Source organism: Nonlabens sp. SCSIO 43208, from assembly GCF_050703575.1.
Lineage (GTDB): Bacteria > Bacteroidota > Bacteroidia > Flavobacteriales > Flavobacteriaceae > Nonlabens > Nonlabens tegetincola.
Genome location: NZ_CP065365.1, coordinates 721,098 through 745,667, shown reverse-complemented (window position 1 = coordinate 745,667; position 24,570 = coordinate 721,098). Strand labels below are relative to the sequence as shown.

24 protein-coding genes and 2 tRNA genes are annotated in these 24,570 nt (G+C 36.3%); 7 read left to right on the top strand and 19 right to left on the bottom strand.

Annotated features, from left to right (window positions below; all coding sequences use genetic code 11):
* Positions 1 to 13: 13 nt before the first annotated feature.
* The 5 genes from I5168_RS03625 to I5168_RS03605 form a co-directional block, all read right to left on the bottom strand.
* On the bottom strand, positions 14 to 760 hold the full coding sequence (locus I5168_RS03625) for a glycosyltransferase (protein ID WP_431472442.1): 747 nt from the start codon (positions 758 to 760) through the stop codon (positions 14 to 16).
* A gap of 246 nt (positions 761 to 1,006) precedes the next feature.
* Positions 1,007 to 1,080: transfer RNA gene (locus I5168_RS03620), tRNA-Ile, on the bottom strand.
* A 72-nt stretch (positions 1,081 to 1,152) separates the two neighbouring features.
* Positions 1,153 to 1,560: a methylmalonyl-CoA epimerase gene (mce, locus tag I5168_RS03615; RefSeq protein ID WP_042276616.1), complete on the bottom strand. Its 408-nt coding sequence runs from the start codon at positions 1,558 to 1,560 to the stop codon at positions 1,153 to 1,155.
* Positions 1,561 to 1,591: 31 nt separating this feature from the next.
* The gene (locus I5168_RS03610) at positions 1,592 to 2,206 is read right to left on the bottom strand and encodes a tetratricopeptide repeat protein (protein ID WP_431472441.1); all 615 of its coding nucleotides are present in this window, start codon (positions 2,204 to 2,206) and stop codon (positions 1,592 to 1,594) included.
* A 99-nt stretch (positions 2,207 to 2,305) separates the two neighbouring features.
* Positions 2,306 to 4,447, bottom strand: coding sequence for a TonB-dependent receptor (locus tag I5168_RS03605; RefSeq protein ID WP_431472440.1), 2,142 nt, complete (start codon positions 4,445 to 4,447; stop codon positions 2,306 to 2,308).
* 249 nt (positions 4,448 to 4,696) lie between these two features.
* On the opposite strand from I5168_RS03605, the gene I5168_RS03600 reads away from it, so the two are divergent.
* Positions 4,697 to 5,452 carry an SDR family NAD(P)-dependent oxidoreductase gene (locus I5168_RS03600; RefSeq protein WP_042276612.1) on the top strand — a complete coding sequence of 252 codons (756 nt, stop codon included), beginning with the start codon at positions 4,697 to 4,699 and terminating at the stop codon, positions 5,450 to 5,452.
* Between the two features lie 4 nt (positions 5,453 to 5,456).
* Entirely contained in the window at positions 5,457 to 5,933 is a 477-nt protein-coding gene (locus I5168_RS03595; RefSeq protein ID WP_085775486.1) for a regulatory protein RecX, read from the top strand.
* Here the strand turns inward: I5168_RS03595 and I5168_RS03590 are convergent.
* From I5168_RS03590 to I5168_RS03580, 3 genes are read right to left on the bottom strand one after another with little or no spacing between them, the layout of a single operon-like run.
* Positions 5,923 to 6,795 (bottom strand): cupin-like domain-containing protein, encoded by an 873-nt coding sequence (locus I5168_RS03590; RefSeq protein WP_431472439.1) that lies wholly within the window; start codon positions 6,793 to 6,795, stop codon positions 5,923 to 5,925. The two genes, I5168_RS03595 and I5168_RS03590, sit on opposite strands and share 11 nt — an antisense overlap.
* Positions 6,796 to 6,840: 45 nt before the next feature.
* Positions 6,841 to 8,133, bottom strand: coding sequence for a phenylacetate--CoA ligase family protein (locus I5168_RS03585; RefSeq protein ID WP_431472438.1), 1,293 nt, complete (start codon positions 8,131 to 8,133; stop codon positions 6,841 to 6,843).
* 11 nt (positions 8,134 to 8,144) lie between these two features.
* The gene (locus tag I5168_RS03580; protein ID WP_431472437.1) at positions 8,145 to 9,062 is read right to left on the bottom strand and encodes a hypothetical protein; all 918 of its coding nucleotides are present in this window, start codon (positions 9,060 to 9,062) and stop codon (positions 8,145 to 8,147) included.
* 49 nt (positions 9,063 to 9,111) lie between these two features.
* Here I5168_RS03580 and I5168_RS03575 point away from each other — a divergent pair, with 49 nt between their 5' ends.
* From I5168_RS03575 to mscL, 3 genes are all read left to right on the top strand, one after another.
* Positions 9,112 to 9,756 (top strand): thymidine kinase, encoded by a 645-nt coding sequence (locus I5168_RS03575; protein ID WP_060525037.1) that lies wholly within the window; start codon positions 9,112 to 9,114, stop codon positions 9,754 to 9,756.
* Positions 9,746 to 10,858: an alanine racemase gene (alr, locus tag I5168_RS03570; RefSeq protein WP_431472436.1), complete on the top strand. Its 1,113-nt coding sequence runs from the start codon at positions 9,746 to 9,748 to the stop codon at positions 10,856 to 10,858. The genes I5168_RS03575 and alr overlap by 11 nt, the downstream gene beginning before the upstream one ends.
* A gap of 119 nt (positions 10,859 to 10,977) precedes the next feature.
* A complete protein-coding gene (mscL, locus tag I5168_RS03565) occupies positions 10,978 to 11,391 on the top strand; it encodes a large conductance mechanosensitive channel protein MscL (RefSeq protein WP_042276603.1) in 414 nt (137 codons plus the stop codon).
* Positions 11,392 to 11,466: 75 nt separating this feature from the next.
* Here mscL and hemB read toward each other — a convergent pair whose 3' ends face one another.
* Positions 11,467 to 12,441 (bottom strand): porphobilinogen synthase, encoded by a 975-nt coding sequence (gene hemB, locus I5168_RS03560; protein WP_060523438.1) that lies wholly within the window; start codon positions 12,439 to 12,441, stop codon positions 11,467 to 11,469.
* A gap of 261 nt (positions 12,442 to 12,702) precedes the next feature.
* Between hemB and I5168_RS03555 the strand changes: the two genes are divergently transcribed.
* Positions 12,703 to 13,041, top strand: coding sequence for a single-stranded DNA-binding protein (locus I5168_RS03555; RefSeq protein WP_431472435.1), 339 nt, complete (start codon positions 12,703 to 12,705; stop codon positions 13,039 to 13,041).
* Between the two features lie 141 nt (positions 13,042 to 13,182).
* Here the strand turns inward: I5168_RS03555 and bioB are convergent, their stop codons facing one another.
* From bioB to I5168_RS03515, 8 genes are all read right to left on the bottom strand, one after another.
* On the bottom strand, positions 13,183 to 14,277 hold the full coding sequence (bioB, locus tag I5168_RS03550; RefSeq protein WP_060523437.1) for a biotin synthase BioB: 1,095 nt from the start codon (positions 14,275 to 14,277) through the stop codon (positions 13,183 to 13,185).
* Between the two features lie 52 nt (positions 14,278 to 14,329).
* Positions 14,330 to 15,442 carry a beta-ketoacyl synthase N-terminal-like domain-containing protein gene (locus I5168_RS03545; RefSeq protein ID WP_431472434.1) on the bottom strand — a complete coding sequence of 371 codons (1,113 nt, stop codon included), beginning with the start codon at positions 15,440 to 15,442 and terminating at the stop codon, positions 14,330 to 14,332.
* Positions 15,443 to 15,500: 58 nt separating this feature from the next.
* Entirely contained in the window at positions 15,501 to 16,775 is a 1,275-nt protein-coding gene (bioA, locus tag I5168_RS03540; protein ID WP_431472433.1) for an adenosylmethionine--8-amino-7-oxononanoate transaminase, read from the bottom strand.
* Positions 16,772 to 17,389: a dethiobiotin synthase gene (gene bioD / locus I5168_RS03535; RefSeq protein WP_105017794.1), complete on the bottom strand. Its 618-nt coding sequence runs from the start codon at positions 17,387 to 17,389 to the stop codon at positions 16,772 to 16,774. The genes bioA and bioD overlap by 4 nt, the downstream gene beginning before the upstream one ends.
* Complete coding sequence (locus I5168_RS03530; RefSeq protein ID WP_042276588.1) at positions 17,382 to 17,795, bottom strand: hypothetical protein; 414 nt, start codon at positions 17,793 to 17,795, stop codon at positions 17,382 to 17,384. The genes bioD and I5168_RS03530 overlap by 8 nt, the downstream gene beginning before the upstream one ends.
* A 4-nt stretch (positions 17,796 to 17,799) precedes the next feature.
* Positions 17,800 to 18,915 (bottom strand): aminotransferase class I/II-fold pyridoxal phosphate-dependent enzyme, encoded by a 1,116-nt coding sequence (locus I5168_RS03525; protein WP_431472432.1) that lies wholly within the window; start codon positions 18,913 to 18,915, stop codon positions 17,800 to 17,802.
* Between the two features lie 36 nt (positions 18,916 to 18,951).
* A complete protein-coding gene (locus I5168_RS03520) occupies positions 18,952 to 19,401 on the bottom strand; it encodes a 6-pyruvoyl trahydropterin synthase family protein (RefSeq protein WP_042276583.1) in 450 nt (149 codons plus the stop codon).
* Positions 19,402 to 19,573: 172 nt separating this feature from the next.
* The gene (locus tag I5168_RS03515; protein WP_431472431.1) at positions 19,574 to 20,905 is read right to left on the bottom strand and encodes an MATE family efflux transporter; all 1,332 of its coding nucleotides are present in this window, start codon (positions 20,903 to 20,905) and stop codon (positions 19,574 to 19,576) included.
* Between the two features lie 33 nt (positions 20,906 to 20,938).
* Here I5168_RS03515 and I5168_RS03510 point away from each other — a divergent pair.
* Positions 20,939 to 21,012: transfer RNA gene (locus I5168_RS03510), tRNA-Ala, on the top strand.
* Between the two features lie 2 nt (positions 21,013 to 21,014).
* Here I5168_RS03510 and I5168_RS03505 read toward each other — a convergent pair.
* Positions 21,015 to 21,848, bottom strand: coding sequence for an alpha/beta hydrolase family protein (locus I5168_RS03505; protein WP_431472430.1), 834 nt, complete (start codon positions 21,846 to 21,848; stop codon positions 21,015 to 21,017).
* A gap of 1 nt (position 21,849) precedes the next feature.
* Positions 21,850 to 24,570 carry a PD-(D/E)XK nuclease family protein gene (locus I5168_RS03500; protein WP_431472429.1) on the bottom strand — a complete coding sequence of 907 codons (2,721 nt, stop codon included), beginning with the start codon at positions 24,568 to 24,570 and terminating at the stop codon, positions 21,850 to 21,852.

The window sequence follows — 24,570 nt, the reverse complement described above, 5'->3', positions numbered from 1 at the left end:
TGGTTCAATAGAATTACGCGGCAATTACTTGTGGAGTATTTACTGGCATTTCTATTAAGGTTGCTGTATTAACATTGAAGCCTGAATTTACAGCGAATTGTGCCTGAGCAAACGAATTCACAACATTATACTGGTAGAATATTTGAGTAAGTTGAAGAGGTATGTTTAAAGCATCCTTTAATCCTAACTTTGAATCGTCAACGTGAACCCATCTATCTAATGCTTGTTCGTGCATTTTATTCATGACATGATTTCCATAATATTTCTTAAGTCTCAAAAAGATCTCGACATCAAATAACCATCTTGTCAAGAATGCTTGTTGATAGGCTAATGGAATTATATCTCTTTTAAACACTTTGGCTCCGCATTGTGTGTCTTCTATAGATAAACCTAAAATAAAGAAGATGAACATTTTCACGATTTTAGAAAACAGTAATCTCAACGGATTACGCTCGATAGTACCATTTCCTTTACCTCTGGAACCGTAAACCATTGTAAGCTCATCATTATTATGCAACGTATCTACCAACTTTTTAAAGTCTTTAAAGTCGGTAGATAAATCTGCATCAATGAAACCTATATAGTCATTATCCTCTCTGTTGTATAAGTATCTAGCACCTGAACGAACTGCAGCTGCTTTTCCAGCGTTCTTTTTAATATCAACAACACTTACTCGTTGAGGGCTGTTTTTACGAATACTTTTCAAAACTTCTAGAGTGTTATCTTCTAAAAGTAAAATTTTAAGGGAACGACCTTTCATAACGGTAAAATTGTGCAGCAAATTAGCATGTATGCTCAAAATCTCAGCTCTATTATCGATGACTACACTTTTAAGTGTCGACGGATGGCAGTTAAGTGTCGACGAATGGTTTTTCTCTTTGTGTAATGCATTAAGTCACCTTTTGTCTTTTACTAAATAGTACAGACGTAACGAGTTATAAACTAATTACATAAAGTATTGTAAAGCAAAAAAGCCACTCAGTAAACTGAATGGCTTTTCAAGTTGTGGGCCCACCTGGGCTCGAACCAGGGACTTTCTGATTATGAGTCAGATACTCTAACCAACTGAGTTATAGGCCCGAAAGAAGTTGTTTTATTTCTTTCTTCCTTTAAAAGGACTGCAAATTTAATCTATTTGTCGGTTGTAGCAAATTATTCTGTTATTTCTTGACATAATTCTACTAGAACACCATTACTGTCTTTTGGATGCACAAACGCAATAAGCTTATTATCAGCACCTTTCTTAGGTTCTGCATTTAAAATAGTGAACCCTTCTTTTTTAAGCCTTTCTAGTTCTTCATAGATGTTTTCAACAGCAAAAGCCACATGATGTATTCCTTCTCCTCGTTTTGCGATGTATTTTGAAATAGCGCTGTCTTCATGCGTAGCGGCCAAAAGTTCAATTTTATTCTCACCGCTCATGAAAAAGCTAGTCATAACGTGCTCACTAGCTACTTCTTCTTGTTTATAAGGTTTTCTTCCTAATAACTTGGTATAGGTTTCGTTTGCTTTATCGAGATCCTTCACGGCTATACCTAAATGTTCAATTTTACCTAGCATAAAAGTTTTTTTCAAAAATACTACATAAGTATTATTGACAATTTTTAAGCTGTTCAATAGTCCCTTCTTTTCCCCATCTAGGTGCATAACCATCTGGAGTTTCTTTTTCAAATAACTCAAGTGCGGTATCAAGTTGACTGCAGTAAGGTGTTATGTCTTTACCAAAAAACTTGGCACTACCTATTAACCATTGTGCCCTGCTAGTCACTACTCGTGGATTATTAGGTGTTAACTTCATTGCTTTCTCATAGATCGCTGTTACTTTAGGTGATAACTTCATACCATAAGCGCTACTATCCATGGTTATATAAGCAGTATAAAGTAGTGCTTGTAAAACCATAACCTCTGTATTATCCGGAGAAATTAGCAAGGCATTATCAATTTGTTCTTGCGCTTTTTTCAAGTACAGTGCAGTTTGATCTTTTGGGTTTTGTCCCCAAGAACTATTTAAATAGCAAAATGCAGCATAATATGTTGGTAACCAATTTTCTTTTTCTACTCTCGCGATTTGTTCAAATTGTGGTGCGGCTTCAATCAAGTCTGTTTTCATCGAGGTGAATGCTTTGTTCATGGCTTTTTCATAAGGTGATTGAGCAATGACTTGTTGACTGATAAATATTACTAGTAGTAAATAAAGAGTTTTCATAATGTTTTGTTTTAAATATGATACAAGTTTATGTGTGAGTTCGCTTTCGCGAAAGCGTAATTAACCCAACTGTTATTTAATAGTACTGAGTTGTTGGTCTTATAAATTATCCAATTGATTATCGTTACCACCTATCGTCCAGAAAAATCCAAGGAAAATAAACCTATCCGCAGCTTGCCCTATAGTTCTACGGTCAAATTGCGCATTTGAGTTTTGTGTATTACTATATTGATAACCAAATACATTATCACGACCTAAAACGTTGCTTACAGATAGATACAAGATTTTTTGATCATCGATGAGGTAAGCCCAGCTCATATCTAAAGATTGGAATGATTTTGCCTTGCTGTTTTGAAATCCGCTACTGTTGGGATCGGTATAAGGTCTACCACTTGCTAAATTGTAAGTAAGACCTAATTGAGACTTCCAATCTTCTACCCAATACTTAGTTACGATACTCAAATTATGATCGGTAGCAAAATTGGGAGTTGCCTGTTCAGGAAAGTTTCTAAATTGTCTTTCAGTGTCTAAATAACTATAACTTACCCAGTACTCAAGATTTTTCAAGCTTTTGTCATCTCTCCAAAATACGTCTAACCCTTGCGCATATCCATCACCAGTTGTATTAAATGAACTATTGATCTCTGGCATGCTCGTATCGTATCGTAATAACTGGTTATAGTTTTTACGATAAGCTTCAATACGTAGCATGCGGCCATTTTTCTTATATAAATAATTAGCTATAAAATGGGTTGCTCTTTGATTATCTAGCCTAGACTCATATTGCAAAGCTTGATCTGTTTGCGGTTGGTAAAAATCACCATAAGCGAGAGAGACCTGACTGTGATCAGTTAAACTGAGTGCTGCGCTCAATCTAGGTGAGACATTAACTTTTTGTAGGTGGTCATAATAATCGGCACGTACGCCTATCTTAAAGGCCAGGCTTTTATTGGCAAATATTTCAGATTCAGCATAGGCAGCAGTATTGGAAAAAGTGATCCCTGATTTAAAGCTTTCATTAGTTAATGCAACGTCTTGATTGGTGTTAATAGAGAGCTGTTCTACTCCATAACTCATATTAAAATAATTGCTATACCGTTTGTTTGTTTTTACTTTTAAATGGGTAGCATTTTGCTGTGTTCTAATTCTAGTTTCTGATATCTTTAATTGGGTGCGGTCATGGGATAAACTTGCTCCTGATTCTAATGACCACTCGTTACCTAATTCGACTTCGTAATTTAAATTACCATAAAGATTGTTATTATTAAGTCCAAAGAAAATTCCATCTGGTAAATTAATGTCTTCTTGAATGAGACTAAAATCTGAGTAGGAATAGGCTCCATAGGCTTTGAACAGGCCTTTGTTAGTTTTTTTACGATATACAGCTTCACCTGCGAGAGATTGATATGGGTCTTCAAACTGATTGTTTTGAGGGATGAGCTCGTTGTAAGGGCCTAGGTTAAAGTAGGATGCGTTTACAGTAATACTTTCGTTATCCCAAATTTCTGTTCTACTAGCTGATGCTCCTACGGTCATGACAGATAAATCTGTACGTTCCTCGAGCGGTAGATCGGTTGAGTTTAGAAGTAAAACTCCGCTCAGTGCATTACCAAATTCCGCACTGTAACCACCAGTGGAAAAAGAAATGCCATCAAATAAGAAAGGAGAAAACCTACCACGAGTAGGAATGTTTCCTGTAACGGGTAAGAAAGGTTGAAAAACTCTACTACCATCGATGAAAATTTGTGTTTCATCTGCCTGGCCACCTCTTATGAATAAGCGTCCGTCATCTGGATTTGCGCTGGTTCCAGGAAGTGTTTGAAAAGCGCCTATAACATCTCCTAGCGCACCTGCAGTAGTAACAATGTCTAAGGGTTTTAAAGCGTTGGTTTTTGAATTATCTCCAGCACTAAAGCTACCTGCACTAATCACAACGGTGTTAAGTGAATTCATGCTTTCGCGTAAGCGTACTTTGATTTCTTGCATTTGGCCTACGCTTGCATTATGCCTAAACTCATCATATCCTATAAATGTAATTACCAGGGTATGAGCACCTGTCTGCGTAGTGGTAAAATTAAATGCTCCATCTATGTTTGTAGTCGTTCCATCATAGGTGCCTTCTAAATAAACATTGGCACCTAGAACTGGTGTACCATCTGGTTCTACAACTGTTCCTGTAATGCTGGTTTGGGCTATTGATGATATACTTATAAAGAAAATAAGGTAATTAAGGATTTTCATGGTTTCAGTTTTTATTCTGATACAAAAGTGTGATTACCTTATGTGTACAAAGAATTGAGTTACCTGAAATGTGAAATCACATACCTCAACTGTCATTTTCTATTTTAACTAGATGAAAGGGAAGATCTTTTCTAAACCTTTTTATCGGGAATGGCAAAACTTTATCTTTACCATATCCTTATTTAGTAGGATAATAGCTTTAATTATCCATTATAACGAATTTGAAAAAGGAAGTTTAAAACAAATTAAATGAAGACAGCTTTAATTACCGGTGCCACTAGTGGAATAGGATTAGCAACCGCCATTACGCTAGCAGAAAATGGTTTTTCACTTGTTCTATGTGGACGTAACACCCAAAAGTTAAATGAACTAGAGAAGGAATTAGGAGATCTCGTTCCAGTTACAACATTAAGTTTTGACGTACGAGATCAGGTGGCTGTCAACAAGGCAATAGCTAGTTTGACAAACGAGCCATTTGATTTTATTGATATTTTAATCAATAACGCTGGTAACGCTCATGGTCTTGATGCGATTGATCAAGGTTCAACTGAAGATTGGGACGCCATGCTGGATATTAACGTAAAGGGATTGCTCTATGTAAGCAAGGCTATTATACCACAAATGAGAGACGCAGGCCGTGGTCATATAATAAACATAGGATCAACCGCTGGTAAAGAGGTTTATCCAAAAGGGAATGTTTACTGTGGTAGTAAACATGCGGTTGATGCAATTACAACAGGAATGAGATTGGATTTAAATCCCTACGGTATTAGAGTAGGAGCTGTGAACCCAGGATTAGTAGAAACAAATTTTAGCAAGGTGAGGTTTAAAGGAGATACTAATCGAGCCGATCAGGTCTATAAAGGTTACATGCCTTTACAACCAGAAGACGTGGCAGATGCTATTTTGTTTGCAATCACAAGACCACCACATGTAAATATTGCCGATCTTACCATGATGTGCACAGCGCAGGCCAGCAGTACCATAGTGAAAAAAGAAATATAGTTTTATGAACCCTACACACGGTTCTTTTACTGTTGAGGAGGCAAAACGCACCCTAGAACGATACTGTGCTTATCAGGAACGTTGTCACAAGGAAGTAGTTGAAAAGTTAAGAAAAATGAACATGATTCAACTCGCAATCGATGAGGTGGTTGGTCATTTGATAGAACACGACTTTTTGAATGAAACTAGGTTTGCAGGTGCTTTTGCCAGAGGCAAGTTCAGAATTAAAAGTTGGGGAAAACAACGAATTATCAGAGAGCTCAAAATGCGAGGTCTTAATGATAGAACCATAAAGGTTGGACTCCAAGAGATTGAACCAGAGGATTATTACCATGTATTTGATACGCTTTCGCGAAAGCGTAATAACCAACTTAAAGAGAAGGATAAGTATAAAAGACGTAAAAAACTTGCTGATTACCTACTTTACCGAGGATGGGAAAGTAATTTGGTATATGAGAAAATTCAAGAACTTATACCTTGATCCCTAATTTTTTATGAGTACGTACGATAGCTTGCTCGTTTTTATAATCTATCCATTCTTGACCTTTACGCCTGCGCATGAGGTTGTCATAGTGTCTCATGATAAGTAGATTATAAAGAGCTTTTCCTAGATTTTTAATTTTTCTAGGGTAACTGCGCAAGCTTATTGAAAACCCTGGTGTTAAATAGTGCATGTAATGCCAGTAACCTTCTGGCATATATAACATCTCACCATGATTGAGCTCACATACATACCCTTGTGCTTGCTTAAGCGCTGGCCACTTATCAAAATCAGGATTTGTAAAATCGATATCTTCTCTAGAAATTAAAGAATGAGGAACTCTATATAAATACTTTGATTGATCAGGTGGTAGAATTATACAACGTTTTTTACCGTGAAAATGAAAGTGTAAAATGTTTGTAAAGTCTATATCAAAATGCATAAACACTTTTGAATCGGTCCCACCAAAGAACATCATGGGTAAACCTTTAATCAACTTTAAGCCAATGTCTGGAAATTTAAAGTCTTTTTGTAAGGCAGGTACTTCTTTAAGAATGTTATAAAGAAATATTCTGAAATTGGTAGGTTTTTCAAGTAACAGATCTATATAATCTGTCATTTTCATTTCTGCATGAGCTTGATTAAAACCTTCATCATGTCGTACAGGTCTGTCATCGTAAAGTGGCACAGTCTGATCGCCAGCCATTTTACGTATGTATTCTAGATTCCACTTTTCATATGCAGGCCAGTCCTCTGTAAGTTGTTCAATTACAACTGGTTTTTGAGGTTTTAAATAATACTTTATAAAATCTGCTTTACTAAGTGTTTTTACTCTCGGTATTTGTTCTAGATTAAGTCCCATAGCAACGGACAAAAGTAAGAAATAACATTGAATAAAAAGGACAGGCTAAATACTGTGAACGTTGCTTATAAATTGTTTTAATTTTCCTCGTGTACTACGATCTAGATATTCTTTTTTTGTGAAAATTACAGATAAACCAGGTTCTAAATATTCATCCATAGAGCGCTGAATGTTACTTTTCAATGAATCAGACAATTCGTTTTTACTCACATATTGGATCTCAAATTCACTAGGAGTTGTTTGAATTACAATAAATTCTAGAATATCAGAATCTGTATTAATAATACTTTTTGTAACGTAGTAAAAGGTAAGGCCTGGCACAACCTTGCCGCTTGGTAACCTAGCTACATCGCTTGTTCTACCTTGTAATTGTTTTAAAATTAACTTGCCACTAGAATGGGTTTCAATACTACCTATATCGCCTATTTCATAGCGTATCATAGGATGTGCCTTGTTATATAAATCGGTGATTAATATACGTCCAGTTTGACCTGGTAGAACTGATTTGTTGTTATCGTCAACTACTTCAATAAATAGATTGTTATTATTAAGTACAAACAGGTTGTTTGAATTCTCCATAGCAATCAATCCAACTTCACTAGCGCCATACTCATTAATAATAGGAATACCTAAACCCTTTTCTAGCGTTATTCGATCATCAGGAAACAACATTTCACTAGTAACAATACACGCTTTTAGAGTAGGGCATATATTTTTTAATACCTGATTGTTATTGATACAATATTGTGCAAGTAATAAAATGCTACTCGTATAACCATTGATGTATTGAAAGGGAGATTTTTTGAATCTATCTATAAAATACTCAAGGACCTCTTCATTAAGATTGAAAATAGGAAATCGCTTGCGCTGGCTTACATAGTCTTTTAATAGTTCAATATACCTAGACTTGCCACTTAAAGGTATCCCATAAAACCTAGCTTGATAATCTTTATCTAGGTTTATATCATGTTCATTATAAGCATTAAAAAAAGCTGCCCAAGTGATGGCATGGGCATATTTGTCCTTGGCAAAATAAAAAGGATGACCACTGCTACCGCTAGTTTTTCCTTTAAATAGTTTTTTGTATCCTGGTGTTATTCTTTTTTCAAGCGGTTGTTGTAGATCTCTTTTAGTGAGAATAGGTAATGAATCCCATTCATTACTTTGAGTTATAGAAGAATAAAATGGATTATGTGTAATATGGTGCGCTACTATTGCTGCTTTTCTATCCTCAATTTCTTGAACTGTACTTTGTGATAATAGAGCATACTCTAGCTTAGCTTGTTCTATATCATATCCTTGTAAGCTTAAGGTTTTAGAGAATAAGGGTAACGGCAAAATATGATTTTTTAGAAACTGCGTTCTACTATTTCAAGAAAACGCTGTTCATACGGTTCCTTACCTGACCAATTGTTATAATCTGGTTTAACCATAGTATTAATAAATTGTAAGGCTTGATCATAACTAGGAATCGTATTCAATTGAGAGACCACTCGATTAAAATCTTGATCACTACCACCAAATAAGTGTTTAACAAATCCTAACCTATCGTTCATCCCAATTTTCATTCCAGCATTTAATCGCTCATTTAATGACTTGGGTTTATCTTCATTAGTGTCGTTGACCTTACGCTCAAATACCGGCATTTCTTTAAAGTCTGCAGTGATTTCTTCAAAATCATTCTTCATGTATTTTTGAGTGTCTGGCAGCTCTATTTCTACTTCAGGAACTTCATCGGGCATTTCTTCTACCATTTTATGGATAGTTTTAATACCAGGTAAATCCATCTCTTCACGGGTGTCTTCATCAACAGGAACAAATAAATCACTCAAATCATTACTGGCAAATACATGATCTTCATTCTCATCGGCATAGTTATCAATAACAGTATCATCTTCAACTTCATTTTGTAGGTTAGATGTAGAATCCTGATCATTAATAACAGCGGCTGTATTTTCTTCAACAATATTTTCACTATTACTAGATAGGTTTACAGTCTCTTCATCTGTAGTAACACTATCTGTAGGTGAGGCAGCTTTGATTTTTTCAGAAGAATCATTGCCAGATAAAGAACCAGCATCTAAATTCTCTTGTACAAATGCTAGTACACTTAATTTTTCATACAATTCTCTCGCTTCACTTTTAAGCTGGAGCACATCTTCTTTATTCTTCATTTGTAAAATGCGGTGCGCAATACTTGTAAGTTGTGCTACTATTTTCTTTTCCATGCTATCTTCTGCCTGTAGTTTATTTGTATTTTTGGGCATGAGCAAGTATCTTGACAAGCTCACTTTTTTAACGCCTGTAAATTACAAAATGTTTCTAGAAAATACGGTAAATCATAAAGAACAGTTTGGCTGGATTGAAGTCATTTGTGGCTCAATGTTTTCTGGAAAAACAGAAGAGCTTATTAGAAGACTTAAAAGGGCTCAATTTGCTAAACAGAAAGTAGAAATCTTTAAACCGGCAGTTGATGTACGCTATGATGAAGAAATGGTCGTTTCACATGATGCCAATGAAATTCAAAGCACACCGGTTCCTGCTGCCGCAAATATTCCTTTACTAGCTATGAATTGCGATGTTGTAGGGATCGATGAAGCGCAATTCTTTGATAACGAGATTGTAAAAGTATGCAATGATCTAGCTAATAGTGGAATAAGAGTTATTGTTGCAGGATTAGACATGGATTTCAAAGGCAATCCATTTGGTCCCATGCCAGCTCTTATGGCAACCGCCGAATACGTGACTAAAGTACACGCAGTTTGTACTCGCACGGGTAATCTTGCTCAATACAGCTATCGTAAAACTGCCGATGATGACGTAGTCCTTTTAGGGGAACATCAAGAATATGAGCCTTTAAGTCGCGCGGCTTATTACAAAGCAATGCTCGAGGATAAAGTAAAACGCATACCAGTCAAAGATCCAGAATCAATCTCTTCAAAATCAACCAATGATTCATAGAGGAACAAGACTTGTTGTAAACCTTGCTGCACTTGAGCACAACTACAAGTACTTACGTAGTAAAACAAGTGACAGCACCTTGTTTATGGCTGTAGTGAAAGCACAGGCCTATGGTCACGGTCTAGTCCCAGTGGCTCAAAAATTACAAGAATGTGGTGTGAACTATTTTGCTGTTGCCTATGTTGACGAGGCAGTTGAATTGCGCAACAACGGAATCACAACACCTATTTTAGTATTACATGCGCAGCAACACAACCTACCAGATTGTATAGATAGGTGCATAGAACCTGTGATTTACAGCAAGGAAATGTTGGAGGATTTTTACGCTTTCGCGAAAGCGAAACACCAGACCAACTATCCTGTTCACCTTGAATTTAATACGGGTCTAAATCGTATAGGAATTGATGCTGAGGAACTTGATGCTATTCTAGGAATGCTTAATAAGCAGGATCACTTAAAGGTTAAAGGATTGATGTCTCATCTAGCAGCTAGTGAAGATTTAGAGGAAATTACCTTCACTCAAAAGCAAATAGATACATTTACTGAATTAGCTAAAAAGGCTGAATCAGTATTGGGATATGATTGTATAAAACATCAATGTAATACTAGTGGCATATTAAATTTTCCAAACGCCCATTTTGATATGGTGCGATCTGGAATAGGTTTGTATGGTTACGGTAACGATAAGAAGTATCAAGACAATTTTAAACCTGTAGGAACGCTTAAATCTGTGGTCTCACAGGTGCGGTCTATTAAAAAAGGCGAGAGTATAAGTTATAATAGATCCCACCATGCTTCAAAAGACATGACATACGCGGTAATACCTCTAGGTCACGGTGATGGTATGAAAAGAGTTTACGGCTATGGTGGCGCTTTTGTCTACATAAATGGAAAGCCAGCACGCACTCTAGGTATAATTTGTATGGACATGTTCATGGTAGATGTAACGGATATTCCTTGTAAACGAGGTGATGAGGTTATTATCTATGATAACGAACATAATGCCCAAGAAATGGCCGAAGAAGTAGGTATTATTTCTTACGAATTAATAACAGGTATTCAGGCACGTGTTCCAAGAGTCTACATTGAGGAAGGTGTTTAAGCGATATATATTGTATTTTATCGATAAAATGTAACATCGGTTACTTTTTTTTCTTAAAAAAACCTTAATTCTAAGACTAATGCTAATTTTGCGGTAGTTAACCTTAAAAATATAAAACAATGCTTAAAGAGTTTAGAGATTTTATTATGACAGGTAATGTCATAGATCTTGCAGTAGCGGTAATTTTAGCTGGTGCAATGGGACTAGTAATCAATGGTTTCGTAAGTGATATTATGATGCCAGTTGTAGGTCACTTTGCTGGTGGTCAAGATTTTTCAGAGTTCAAAGTAGTTCTTGCAGATGCTGTCGTAGCAGCCGATGGAACTGTTGAAAAACCAGAAAACGCTATCCTTTATGGAAAGTGGATCAACGCTATCATTAATTTGATCACTGTAGGTTTTGTTCTTTTCCTAATCGTAAAAGCTTATAACAAAACTAAAAAGCCGAAAGAAGAGGCTCCAGCTGCTCCAGCAGGTCCTACGCAAGAAGAATTACTTGCTGAGATACGTGATGTATTAAAGTCAAAGAACTAGATTCTTTAATCGTAAAATAGGAAAGCCGCTATCTAAACAGATAGCGGCTTTTTTTATTTGGTTTTACTCTAAATATTAGGATAATAAACGCACTACATCTTTTGCAAAGTAACTTGCGATTAAATCTGCACCTGCTCTTTTGATTGCGGTAACTTGTTCCATCATAACAGCATCATGATCTAACCAGCCTTGTGCGGCAGCAGCTTTGAGCATTGAATATTCACCACTTACTTGATAGACACTTATAGGTACTTCGATTTCATTTTTTAGGTCACGCACGATATCTAAATAGCACAAACCTGGTTTAACCATAACGATATCTGCTCCTTCATCAATATCCATTAGAGTTTCTCTAATCGCTTCGGTTCTGTTAGCTGGATCCATTTGATAGGTTTTTTTATCACCAAAACCAGGAGCACTATCAAGAGCATCTCTAAAAGGGCCATAAAACGCACTAGCATATTTTGCAGAATAACTCATTATACCTGTGTTTTTATAACCTTCTTCTTCCAGTGCTTCACGCAAATAGAGAATACGACCATCCATCATGTCGCTAGGAGCAACCATATCGGCACCAGCTGCGGCATGTGAAACAGCCATTTGAGCAAGAACATCGCAGGTCTCATCATTTATCACGTACTGATCCTTTACAATACCATCATGCCCGTAACTAGAATAAGGATCAAGAGCTACATCTGTCATTACGTACATATCAGGAACAGCGTTTTTAACGGTTTTGATAGCTCGCTGCATTAATCCATCCTTATTTATGGCCTCAGTACCTTTATTGTCTTTGAGATTGTCGGGTACTTTTACAAAAAGAAGTACCGATTTTAATCCCATTTCCCATAAAGATTTTACTTCATGTTCTAGTAAATCAAGACTATAACGGTAATAATCTGGCATTGATGCAATTTCCTCTTTAATACCACTACCTTCTACAACGAAAAGAGGCACAATAAAATCGTTAGGTGAAATTTGCGTTTCACGCACCAGTGAGCGCACAGCATGGCTGGCACGCAATCTTCTATTTCTTCTTAATGGATACATACAAAACGTTTAAAGTCATTGCAAAGATAGGCTAGATAATTACAGCTATAAAGTCATTTAGAATTCATTAAAAGATTGAATGGTCTGTGTATTCTGCAAGGTGAAATCTTCTAATTAAACGTTTACAAACGTAAATAAACGAAAGCAATCATTTAAAATACTTATAGCTTTTGGTTATCATCTCATATTTGCATCGTCAACAGTTCACAAGGTTACTGCAATGACAACAAGTTTTTTTTAAACCATACAAACTAATTTATTATGAGTAATTTATCAAACAAAGTACAACTTATCGGAAACCTAGGTCAAGATCCAGAAATCATTAACTTAGAAAGTGGTTCGCAAATCGCAAAATTCTCTTTGGCAACTACAGATCGCTACACTAACAAAATAGGCGAGAAAGTAACTGATACACAATGGCATCGCATTGTAGCTTATAACGGGACTGCCAAAATTATTAATGAATACGTAAAAAAAGGAAACCGAATAGGAATAGAAGGTAAGCTGACTACTCGTGCTTGGGAAGACAAAGACGGTATTAAACGATATACAACTGAAGTTGTTTGTAACGAGGTATTGCTTTTAGGAGGGAAGAACTAGTTATAAAAAATAGCACCGTCAGGGAATGAGGTGTTTTCAAAAGGTCTTACTTTTTCAGTAAGGCCTTTTATTTATTTACGTAATTAAAAACCCCATGCTATTGAAAGTAATAGCATGGGGTTTTAAAATTATATCTATATTTTACTTGGCCACCTTGGCAGCTGCTTTTGCTTGTTCATTTCGGTCGATTTTGTGACCAGGACGAGACCATTTAGGCTTTTCACCTAGATCTTTATATTGTGAATATTGAGCCTCAACTGTTTCAGGTTGTGCTTTTTTCACAAAAGGCTTCATAGGTTGTAATCCTAGCATTTCAAACATCTTCATGTCTTCATTCACATCTGGATTAGGCGTGGTTAACAGTTTATCACCAGCAAAAATTGAATTAGCACCAGCAAAGAAACACATAGCTTGTCCTTCACGGCTCATACTTGTTCTACCAGCACTCAATCTTACTTGTGTTTGTGGCATAACTATACGAGTAGTGGCAACCATTCGAATCATTTCCCAAATAGAAACAGGTTCCTGCTCTTCAAGAGGTGTTCCTTCAACAGCTACAAGGGCATTAATAGGTACACTTTCTGGTTGCGGACTTAACGTTGCAAGTGCTACAAGCATTCCTGCTCGATCTTCTATGGATTCACCCATTCCTATAATTCCACCACTACAAACAGTTACGTTAGTTTTACGCACGTTATCAATAGTGTCCAGTCGATCTTGGTAGCCTCTTGTACTTATTACCTCTTCATAATATTCTTCACTACTATCAAGATTGTGGTTATAGGCATACAATCCAGCTTCAGCTAGACGTTTGGCCTGATTTTCCGTAATCATTCCTAGAGTACAACATACTTCCATATCTAGTTTATTAATGGTGCGCACCATCTCTAGAACTTGATCAAATTCTGGTCCATCCTTAACATTACGCCATGCAGCTCCCATACAAACTCGAGAACTTCCTCCAGATTTTGCACGTAGGGCTTGTGCCTTCACTTGCTGTACACTCATAAGGTCGTTTCCTTCAATGTCAGTGTGGTATCTTGCTGCTTGTGGACAATATCCACAATCTTCAGGGCAACCACCTGTTTTGATGGATAGTAATGTAGATACTTGTACTTGATTAGGGTTGTGATGTTGCCTATGAACACTTGCTGCTTCATAAAGCAACTCCATCATAGGTTTGTTATATATTTCTAGAATCTCTTCCTTAGTCCAATTATGTTTCATGGTCTTCATTTATCAAGGGTAAAAATACACTTTATCAGTTGAACAGCCTTGACAGGCTTGTTTACTTTAGTTTTTCAATTAATAAACTTACTGCATTACCACCAAAACCAGTTGCATTTACCAGAATTTTTTGTGCAGTATTAATCTTATGATTGTTCAAGTATGGTGGTGATACAATACATTGCTTTTCTAGCATTTCAATTGCCATACACACGCTTAATGCACCACTTGCTCCTAGCGAATGTCCAACTTGCCATTTATTGTTACACAGTATCGGAGTCTTGCTGCCAAAGAGTTTTTTAATAGCATTAAGTTCTGCACGGTCACCTTTTATCGTACCAGGAGCATGTGTGATCACTGCGTCGATATCACTTAATGGAGTTTTTCCTATAGCCTGCTTCATTGATTCTTGCAAACATGTGCCTGTGTCTGATACGGATGTAGCACTGGTTAAGGGCTCTATAGCAGTACCATATCCAGTGATTGCAATGTTAGTATTCTCTTGCTTTTTTGAAAGTAGTAATAGGGCAGCAGCTTCACCTAAAATCATACTATTTTCTTTTTTATCAACGTCCAGTGCTTTACATGGATATTCATCATTAATAGCTTCACTATAGATGCGCAACGCTTTCATTTGTGCTATGGTGAACTCCGTTAATGGAGCCTCGCTACCACCAGCAATAACTTGTTGTGCCATTCCGCTTTCTAACCACGCGATACCATTGACAATAGCATGCGATGCGGTAGCGCAGGTAATACTGTGTGACATTGCCATTCCCTTCAGATCTAAATCCTGTGCCACCCAACTAGAAATATTACCTAATGTAGTAAGTGGTGAGGTAGGAGTAGGAACAGTTCCGCTTTCGCGAAAGCGAGAATAAAAATTTTCCCATAGTCCTGTAGCGCCACGACTACTGCCTATATTCACAGCAGTTTGTGTATTATTAACTTCTAAATCTTGCGCGCAGAGTAATGCTAATTGAACACTACGATCTAAATTCTTGTAAGAAGAATGAGTTTCTAGAAAGCTTTGTAACCGCTCCTCGTCTTTAGGATTAATACGGCTTACCAATGCGTTATTCTCTACAGTAAATTGAGCTTGTTGCGGTTGTATAGTAAAACTATCAACTGCAGCAATAAATGCAGATTTCTGTATGAAAATGGGTGATTTCAACAATGTAAATTTGTTTAAGGGCAAAAATCGGTAATAAACCCGACATTGCTGTTGGATTCTAGAATTCGTTTAGGAATTGCAGCATAGTTTCATGTAAGGATTTTAACTGCTCGGGTGATGTAGTAAAAGGCGGAACAATATAAATAGTATTGCCTAGTGGTCTCAAAAACACACCACGATCCCAAAACCATTTAAACATTTTATCCCTTTGATTTCCGTAACGCTCCATTTTAATTGCAAGGTCCATTGCTAGTATTACTCCTTTACTGCGCGCATTACTCACTCGTGGATGGCTGGATAAAACATGTTTGAACTCTAGGTTTTTCTTTGTAATATAATCTATATTCTGTTGAATGGAATTACTGGTCAATTGATCGATTGCTGCCGCAGCAACTGCACAGCCTAATGGATTACCACTGTAAGTGTGGCCGTGAAAAAGGCCACGAGCCATTTCATCATCATAAAAAGCGTCAAACACTTGCTGCGTGCATGTTGTAATTGCCATAGGCATGATTCCACCAGTTAAAGCTTTTGATAGACACATGATATCAGGCTTTTGATCTATTTGATCGCTTGCAAAATAAGTTCCTGTTTTACCAAAACCTGTCATTACTTCATCGGCTATGGTAATGATTCCTTGTTGCTTGCACAATTCTATTACCTGAGACATAGCAGCTGCATCGTTAAGTTGCATTGCAGCCGCACCTTGGACAAGAGGTTCATAAATGAAGCTTGAAATGCGGTTATTCTCTATAAGGCTTTCTAATGAATTGAGAATTTGTTCAACATTGTTTTTCGTGGGAGCAGGAATGCGAATTACCTCAATAAAGAAATCTTCAAATGGTCCGTTGTACACCGATAAACCCGAAGCGCTCATAGCACCAAAGGTGTCTCCATGAAAACCATTCTCTAGCGCGATGACTACATTGCGTTTTTCTCCTTGATTGAAGTGAAATTGAAAAGCCATTTTTAGAGCTATTTCAACGCTGGTCGATCCGTTTTCTGAGAAAAAAAGTTTCTCTTGATTATCAGGTAAGATATTTATTAAGCTTTTGCTTAATCTAGCAACCGGTTCATGTGTCATACCTGCAAAGACCACATGGTGTAGTTTATCAACTTGGTCTTTTAATGCCGTTGTTAATGCTGGATTCACATGTCCATAACTACAGGTATACCAACTTGAAATAGCATCAAAATAAGCCTTGTTCTCAAAATCATACAAATAATTTCCTTGCGCCCGTTCAATAGGAAGTGGATTACCTGCTGTCTTATGCTGTGTAAGTGGATGCCAAATGTGTGCCTGATCGAGGGCTTTTATTTGTTCTTCTCTCATAAAGAGTGTAACGTCTCTTTAAATTCTTGTGCGTACTGATTAATAATTTGCTTATTAATCTCATTTTCTTTTTTCAAATGGCCCAAAGTAGGCACACCAGTCATTTTTTCAATAACCTCGATTGTACCATCCAAATCCACGTGGTTATATATGATTCCAGAACATGTTAACCCTCGTGATTTTAAACTTTCAACAGTAAGCAAGGTGTGATTGATACTTCCTAAATATCCTGAGCTCACTACTATGATTTTGTCATCTGGCAAAATTAAGTCGGCGATGGTTTGATCTTGATTAAGAGGAACTAGTAACCCACCAGCACCTTCAATGACTAAATGATTGTTAGTGTGTGGTCGTTTGATTTGTTGTAAATCTATAAGTACACTATCAATTTCGGCAGATTTATGAGGACTCATAGGTGTATTTAAACGGTATGATTCTTCATGAAAATAACTTTGGTCGTTGTCTACAAGCGAGGCAACGGTTCCTTTATCTGTTGTGTCTAGACCGCTTTGTACTGGTTTCCAATAATCGGCTTTTAAGGCTTGTGTAACTATAGCTGCAACTACTGTCTTTCCTACATCTGTTCCTATTCCGGTAATAAAATAGCTACCCATTTATATCAAATTTATGATTGCAATTTCTGCAAACATAGTGCTCGCTGCTCGTAAAGGGAAAAATGCTCAGGTATATTGCTGTTATTGTTTCCTTAAAATTAGTTGCGGTGTGCACATCATGCTGTTCCCTAACTTGTCTTTTTTTACAGTTTGGGCACTTTATTAGTTGCGTTACAGTAGATAAAATTTCAGGATTTACTGTTTCAATTATATTAATGGCTTTAAGATATTCCTCGCGGTAAACATCCATTTTAATTCCTCCTATAGCATTTGTAGCAAATGGATCGGTGGCGATGGTAAATTCATCTCTTAGAATTACAGTAACGCCTTCACTCTCAAGCTTGCTTTTAATTACAGCGGCATCGGCTGGATATGAGAAGATAGCAACTGTTTTAAATTTACTCATCTACTCAAATGTTTTTGGCAAGTAGTTGTAACAAATCTTCCATTTCGTTTTTAGTGTTAAAGGAGTGCAGGCAAATACGCAACCTCTCTTCTCCTTTAGGAACTGTAGGTGATAGTATGGCTCTTACATCAAAACCTTTTGCTTGCAATACACTAGAGAGTTGTTTTACTTTATGGTTATCTGGTATAATACATATTTGTATAGGTGTTACGCTTTCGCGAAAGCGTAATCTCAATCCCATTCTAATTATACATTTATTGAAAAACGCAATGTTTTCTTGCAGTTGTTTAACGATTTCAGGTTGGTCTTGTAATTTTTTATAGGCCGATTGTATACAAGCAATTGCGTGCGGTGGAATAGCCGTAGTGTAAATGAAAGGTCGAGAATAGTTTATCAAATATTCTTTGAGATCCTCACTACCTAGAACTGCTGCGCCATGTGCGCCCAAAGCTTTTCCATAGGTGATGATACGTGCAAAAATCGCTTTATGCAAGTTTAAAGACTGCGCAAGTCCTTCTCCTTGATTTCCATGAACTCCTAGACTATGAGCCTCATCTAGGATGAGGTGAGCATTTTTAAAAGAGGAAGTAATTTCTATTAACCTAGCAAGATCGGGTGAATTACCATCCATAGAAAACACGGATTCGGTAAGGATGTAAACCTCTCTATCTAGTCCATCATGAAACTTCTCAAGTAAAATTTTAAGATGATCTAGATCGTTATGTTTGAATTTAAGTGCCTTGGCTTTAGAAAGCTGTATTCCATCTCTTATACTAGCATGAACTTTTTCATCGTAAAGAATAAGATCCATACGATCTGTAAGTGATGAAATTACTCCTAGATTTGCATCATAACCTGAGTTGAAAAGCAATGCTGCCTCAACATCGTGAAAGGCTGCAATTTGTTGTTCTACTTGTGTGTGGAATTGACTGTGACCCGTTATCAACCTAGAGCCTGTCGATCCTGATGGAAAATGTTTATGTTCTATTTTAAGAGAGTTGGAAAAGCCGAGATAGTCATTTGAGGCAAAATCAATTTTCTCATTAACCTCGCTTAATTTCCTTAGACTTCCTGAAAAATGCCTGAGTCCAATTTTACGATAAAGTTTATCTGGTAACACGTTATAAATGTAAGGATTAAACGTGATATTTTTTTACTATTGATCGGCAGCGTGCCACTCTGCATAACTGGTTTCAGTTTCTCTTAATCTAAGAGAATGTAGCTGTATTTCCTGTGGTAATCGTGCCTTAATTTTATCAGCAAAATCTAGGATCATCATCTCGCTAGTAGGCTGGTAATCTACAAGTATAACCTCGTGACCACGATCTGATAGTTCTTTTGCCAGTTCTACGTGTGGTGTGTTTTTGTTAAATACAGTTGCATGATCAAATGGGTCTACAATTTCCTCTTTAACAATTTTCTTTAAGTCTCCAAAGTCGATTACCATACCATGCTTTACATGTCCTAGCTCATCTTTTGGTGTGCCAATTACGGTTACCGCAAGTTTATAACTGTGTCCATGTACGTTACGACATTTACCGTCATAACCGTATAATGCATGACCAGTTTCAAATGTAAATTCTTTAGTAATACGTACCTTTTTCATCGACGTTTTCTTTTCCATTTATTATATAACACCACTACAATAAGAACGATTCCTAAAATTAGGAAAAGTCCATTACCACCTAGAAAGCCTAAAGCATCTGACCACGTCATGATTCGTATAATTTTGTCGCAAAGATAAGTTTTTACTTGGGTTGTCTACCTATCCTTTGTGTTTATAGAAGTTCTTTTATTTTTTGTTTAAACTTCAAATGAAGTAAAATCGATCGTCCTAGCATCCATGCAAAAAAAGCGAGCCAGATAGCAAATAACTCAAGATTAAAGTAGTCTAAAATTAGCAATACGGGTATGAAAACAAACCCTGTAAGAATCCATAATAAATTACGCAGGTAACTAGCCTCGCCCCAACCTTTAAAAATGCCGTCATAGACAAAAGCTACCGCGTTGATGGGTTGCATAACAAGCACAAGCCAAAATGTAATGGATAAAAGCTTTAAAACCTCGCTATTATCTGTAAACAAATGTCCTAGAAAGGGATAGGCTACACCGCAGAGTATAGCCAAAATTAACGCAATCGCAATTCCATAACCGTTTGTCTTTTTTGATAGGTACAGTAACGAATCTGGATCTTTGGAGCCCAGAAGTTTTCCACCTAGTGCGTTTCCAGCATTAGCAAATCCATCAATTAAAAAGGAGAAAAACAGCCAGATATTCATGAGAATGGCGTGTGTGGCCGCTTGTTCTATCCCGTAATTGTTTGCATATCGATAGGATAAGTAAATTGCCACATTGATGGCAAGAGTGCGTAAAAAGAAATTTGTAGTAAGTTGAACGTGCTTTTTAAGTAAGTATAGATTTTTAAAATCTGGTAGGGTGATCCTATAACTAGTTTTTTTATAAAGAAAAAACAGAGCTACCAGGAGCAACGTGGCTTGTGCAATTACACTAGCAATTGCAGCTCCTTCTATCCCATAGGATTCGGAAAAAGGACTTCCTAGTACTAAAATATAAGTAAGAATAATGTTTACCGCTGCACCTGTTAAGCTAGCTATCATAGCCCAACTTGTATTTTGAATTCCTCTAAAGATTCCAAAAATCGCAAATGCACATAGAGTAAATGGAAACCCAAAAGCTCTTATTTTATAATATGAAACAGCAATGTCTAAAACTGGTTTCTCATTGGTATAAAAGTGAAAAATAGTTGGCGCAAGGAAATAAGTAATCACATAAATAAGTAATCCCAAACTTATATTCAACCATATAGCTTGGGGTATTAAAACGGATGCTTTAGTTAATTCACCAGCACCTAGCGCTCTTGATACAATACTAGAGATACTTGTTTTTGTTTGTGCGATTGTCCAGATGATGGCACTTAAAAAGGATCCTACAGTTCCCACAGCAGCTAGCGCAGTAGCAGAGTTTTCTGGTATTTGTCCAATGATTGCGAGATCAGTTAAGCTAATAAGCGGCTCTGCTATTCCTGCAAAAATTGCAGGAATAGCGAGTGACAAAATTTGAGAGGTTGTAATGTTTGGTTTATTTTGCACGATGCAAACTTAGTCATAAGTGAGGACAAAGATGGGGAATTAGCTCAGTTGGCTAGAGCGTTTGACTGGCAGTCAAAAGGTCACCGGTTCGAGCCCGGTATTCTCCACTTTACTTATTTAAGAAGTTTAAACTACATTGTACCACACGTTGTAGATCATTAGGTAAATTACTTCTATTCCAGGGATGCATGGCACCAAAAACATGATTTGCGCCATTTATAAAAGCCATCTCTGCGAGAGAATTAGCTTGTTTTAATCTATATGCTTCGTTGATAGAAACTGTTGGGTCTAATGTTCCATGAATAATAAGATGCGGACAATTTAACCGTGTGGCTTGGTCTAAAATTGTAAGCTCGTTTTCATGAGCGATAAAGTCTTGATAGAATTGATAATAAAGTGGCATTTCCTGTTGGGTGCGGCCATTTTTAATGTGCATAACGCCCTTATTCTCCCAATCTTTTAATTCTGTTCCACTAGGAAACCTTGATTTATAGTCTGCGACACCAGCAAGTGTGATTAGCTTTTTTACTCTTTTATCTTTAGCAGCAGTTATTGTAGTGATTCCACCAGCCCTAGAGTGTCCCATAATTGTTATGTGATCATTATCAATAGGTAAGTTACTAGAGGTTATTAAATCTAGCATTCTGTTTGTATCACGTAGTTCAATACTGTAATTATTATTGCCAAAGGCCTCTAAATCTGGAAAATCTATAGGTTGTTTTAAGGTACCGCCATTGTGGGAGTAGTTAAACTTGATTGTGAGATATCCCGCTTTCGCGAAAGCGGAACACATCAAATCCCACGCACCCCAATCTTTAAAACCTTTAAATCCATGACAAAATAAGATGACTGGATGTTTATCAGATACTTCTGGATCAAAAACGTCATATACTAGAGGACGGTCATTTTCCCCTAAAACGGAAAGATTTCTTGTGACTTTCATATTAAACTGCTTTTTCAATTATAGGTTGGTTAGGATCCATGATGTCACTTAACATTAGGAAAAGTTGTTTTTCAAATTGGTCTAAAATTTCTACGGTGATTTGATGTTTGTCATCCACTTGCTCATCAGAAAATTTAATGAACTTCTCTTTAAAATTTTTAAAGCTAATGATACCAGCTTGATCTGGAAGCGCGCCGTATTCTTTTTCATATAAATATGCATACATGAGTACTTGAAAGGCCTTACTATACTCATAATCTAGTATGATATCTTGATAATTAGCATCCTTAATTTTGAGTTGATTGGACTTAACTTGTCCTGTTTTATAATCAATAATGCGTATTTGATTGTTATACAAATCAATACGATCTACATTTCCACGTAAGTGTATAATTCCTAATTCAGGATGGTCAATATGTGCTCTTATATCCTTTTCTAAAGATTTAATGATGAGCTCACTACCTGCTTCAATAGATTCTAAATCTAGTTGCAATAGTTTATTAATATATTTACGGCACACCTCAAAAATTATTTTGTTTTTGCCTGTAGGAATTTGGTTGGTATTATAGGTTTTATAATAGGCTATTTGTAGTTGTTCATCGACCTGCTTAAATAATAATTTAAAGTGTTCTTTTTTGAGTACTTGATTGATATAGGGTTTGTATAATTCTTCTAGAGCAGAATGGATAATGGTACCCATCGTATTTGCTTCAATATTCTCTTCTACTTCTTCTAATTGATCTACACGCAAAACTTTTTGACGGTAAAAGTCTAAAGGATTGCGCACAAAACTAGTTAATGCACTAGGGCTAAAGCCGCTTTGAGCAATCTCTTTTAATCGGTTGATCAAATGATCATTTTTATCAATAGAAATAAGTTCCCTAGAGTGAATTTCATTAGGCACCTCATAGCTTTCAGTTACAAGTTGATGCTCATTTTCTTGATCGTTTATCAGTTGAACTAGAAATCTACTTTGTTCTTTTTGACCTATACTAGACTTAGTGTCTGAATTAAATATAAAACTTGCTTTTTGTACTCTATGTAATAGTCTATAAAAGTGGTATGCGTATACACTGTCTTTATCAGAATAGGTAGGTAGTTCAAATTCTTTTTTTACATCAAAGGGAATGTAGGAGTTAGTTGATTTTCCTGCTGGTAACGTACCTTCATTAACCGATAACATAATTACATTCTTATAATCCAAACCTCTAGTTTCTAAAAGCCCCATAATCTGTAGACCTTGTACTGGTTCGCCTATAAAATCGAGCGTCTTTGAACTTATTAGTTTATCATAAAGAAATTCAACTGTACGATAGTCACTTATTTCTGGGTAGTCGCTTAAAAGATTCTGTATTTGTGTGATTACTTCATAAATACCAACCAATTGTTCAAGCTCAAAACGTTTGTTTTTTTGTTCAATCAAAACGTTTTTTGCATGAGTAATAAACTCTAAGGCATACTTTACTAAATCAGTAGGTTTATTTAAAGGTTCAAATAATATTGACCATGGCTCGTCTATGACGTCAGCAATGATTTGTTTATTTAGAATGACTAAATTTTCTTGATGGATTTTATTTTGTAGGGTATTTGAAGATTTTGAAAGGACTGTTTTAAATAACAGCGTATTGCACAAGGCTTGAACATCTTTGTAATAAAATCCATTGTTTGTCATGCTGGTATACAAGGTCACAAGCTGTTTAAAAAAAGAACTGTATCCTACCGTTTCTAGAGGTAAGCCCATGGTAATATTATAGTGTTCTATTTCACTAGGGAGAGCATTAATTAAGGGTATAAGCAATTTTTCATCGGCTAAAATAATGGCAGTCTCACTGAGTTCATTGTTTGGTAGCTCAAGTAATTTTTTTATAGCTATTTGAACTTGAGTAAGATTTCCAGTAGCGCCGGTAATATGGATTTGTTTGTTTTTTGAGTAGTTGTCACCAATAAACTGTGGACTGTTCCTTTCAAAATACTTCCAAGTATTAAAATGTTTATTTAAAAAGGTACCAGCTTCATGGTACGGTCTAGACAAAAAATATTGGTCTGTATCCCAATAAATTTTTGCCTTCCCAGTATCTAATAATTCCTTTATAATATTTTCTTCTGCTGTGTTAAGAGCATTGAGACCTAGAAATACATAATTGTCTTTTAGATTTGAAGCATTGTTCATTATAAGCTCGTGAGCTTGACGATAAGCTAATCCCTGATAGGATACACCAACTTTTTTACACTCATCTACTAGGGCTTGATAATATAAATGTAAGCGCTTCCAAAATTTTAAATAATCGGAGACCATTTTAGTAGGATTTGCCTCTAAGCTCCAGTGTGGATCGCTCAACTCTTTAATGTTGCCTAAGTAGGTAAAGAATCTGTCAGTTGGTAGGATATAGCGATCTATTTCATTGAAGTCCTGTAATACCGTCATCGCCCAAGATAAAAAGCTTTCAAAACTTTCTGCCTGAACTCCTTCAACAGATTTATATGCTTTATAAAAATGAGGAATGATTTCAAGATCAGGCTTTATTTCAAGCCCTGATTTTCTAGAAACGAATTCCTCAATACTTAAAATTTCAGGTTGAATAATAGGTTGATCATAACGGCTAGCTATATACCTTGTAAGGAAAACTCCAACTCTTCTTGATGGTACTATATAAGTAAGTTCTAGGAGGTTTTCACCTTTTCTTGTAAGGTCGTCAATTATGTGTTCAAGGAAAGTTTGCAT